At 67.9% G+C, this 1,840-nt stretch carries 3 protein-coding genes; all 3 read right to left on the bottom strand.

The genetic code is table 11. The annotated features are described in order from the left end of the window. On the bottom strand, positions 1-640 hold a 640-nt coding region (locus G7A99_RS10415), incomplete at its 3' end, for an S-adenosyl-l-methionine hydroxide adenosyltransferase family protein (protein ID WP_240466237.1). An 87-nt stretch (positions 641-727) separates the two neighbouring features. Continuing rightward, positions 728-1,126 (bottom strand): 50S ribosomal protein L17, encoded by a 399-nt coding sequence (gene rplQ, locus G7A99_RS10410; protein WP_163139985.1) that lies wholly within the window; start codon positions 1,124-1,126, stop codon positions 728-730. A gap of 27 nt (positions 1,127-1,153) precedes the next feature. Continuing rightward, positions 1,154-1,840: DNA-directed RNA polymerase subunit alpha (gene rpoA, locus G7A99_RS10405; protein ID WP_163139983.1), on the bottom strand; the 687-nt coding region annotated here is incomplete at its 5' end.

Raw genomic sequence — 1,840 nt, 5'->3', positions numbered from 1 at the left:
TCAGCCCGAATGCGTTCTCGTACCAGAACGCCTCGCCCACCTCACGGTCCGAGAACGTCCGCGCCCGGGGCAGTGCCTGCCCCGCAAGAACCGGCGCCCTACCCGGCGGAATGCTGTCGGCGCGGCGCCCGGTCATCGCATTGCCGAAGCCGTCGATGTAGACCACCCGGTCCTCCCCGGCAGGCCCATCACGGTCGACCCAGTCGTCCACCGCCCGCACTCCGGCGGGAAAACGCCCCACGGCAAGGCTCGCCGCGGCAGGCGCGAACACGTCCCGTCCATGAAAACTCGGCGACGCGCCGCCTACCGCCGGCAGCCGCCACGCCCGCGCGTCGTCGCCCCGGAGCAGTGGCGCCAGCAGGCCATTGTCCGGGCCGACGTACCACCGGTCCGCGACCCGCGCGACCAGCGCCTCGCGGCTGCTCCCGACACCCGGGTCGACGACCGCCACGACAATGCAGCGCCTTGGCAGCCCGGGCGCCAGTGCGTCCAGCAGGAGACCCGCCTCCCGCGGCCGGAAACGAGGCGCGTCGTGCATCAGGTCAACGATCGGGGTCGCCGCGACGCGGCCGGCTATCACCCGGTGTAGCAGTCCGACATAGGGGCCCTCCAGCCCGAAATCCGTATACAAAAGGATCATGGCCGTCACCCCGTGGCATTCGCCCATAAAAAAACCGGACGGCGCGATGCGCTCGTCCGGTCCGATCGGCCTGAACGGCCCACCGTCTTAGTCCTCGTCCGCCTCGTCGGCCTCCGCCTCGAGGTCAACGGGACGGTCCACCAGCTCGACAAGCGCCATGGGCGCATTGTCGCCGGCCCGGAAACCGGCCTTCAGCACCCGCAGGTAGCCACCGGGGCGCTGCTGGTAGCGCGGACCGAGCTCACTGAAGAGCTTGTCCACCGCCTGTTTGTCACGCAACCGCGAGAACGCGAGACGACGATTCGCCACCGAGTCCTCCTTCGCGAGGGTGATCAGCGGCTCTGCCACCCCTCGAAGCTCCTTCGCCTTGGGCAGCGTGGTGCGGATCGCCTCGTGATGGAACAGCGACGCCGCCATATTACGGAACATCGCGCGACGATGGCTGCTGTTGCGATTGAACTTTCGTCCGGATTTACGATGACGCATGTCTGTCTTCCTTCAATCCTGCGGTGCTCAGCCGAGCGCGCGGTTCGCGTCGTCGAACCCGGCCGGCGGCCAGTTGTCCAGGCGCATGCCGAGCTGCAGCCCGTGCTGCGCGAGGACTTCCTTGATCTCGTTGAGCGACTTCTTGCCGAGATTCGGCGTCTTGAGCAGTTCCACCTCGGTCTTCTGGACCAGATCGCCGACGTAGTGAATGCTCTCGGCCTTGAGGCAGTTAGCCGACCGCACCGTGAGCTCCAGGTCGTCGATCGGGCGCAGGAGCACCGGATCCACCTCCGGCTCCTCACGCTCAGGTTCGGCGCTGTCCTCGCCCCCCTCGAGATCGACGAACACCGCGAGCTGGTCACGCAGCAGGCCCGCCGCGAAGCGCACCGCCTCCTCCGGCTCGAGAACGCCGTTGGTCTCGATGTCCATGACGAGCTTGTCCAGATCGGTACGCTGCTCGACACGGGCGCTCTCGACGTTATAGGCGACCCTGAGGACCGGGCTGTAGGTCGCGTCGAGCTGCAGCCGGCCGATCGTGCGCTCCTCATCGCGCTCACGAGCGGTCGCCGGCTCGTAGCCACGGCCGCGCTCGATCTTGATCGTCGCCTCGAACGACGTCTCCTTCGTCAGCGTCGCGATGACCAGGTCCGGGTTCTTGACCTCCACGTCGTGGGAGGCCTCGATGTCACCCGCGGTGACGGTCCCCGGACCGGC

The sequence above is a fragment of the Arhodomonas sp. KWT genome (genome assembly GCF_010993615.1).
The sequence above is the reverse complement of the archived record's forward strand: the minus strand, read 5'-3'. Positions and strand labels throughout refer to the sequence as shown.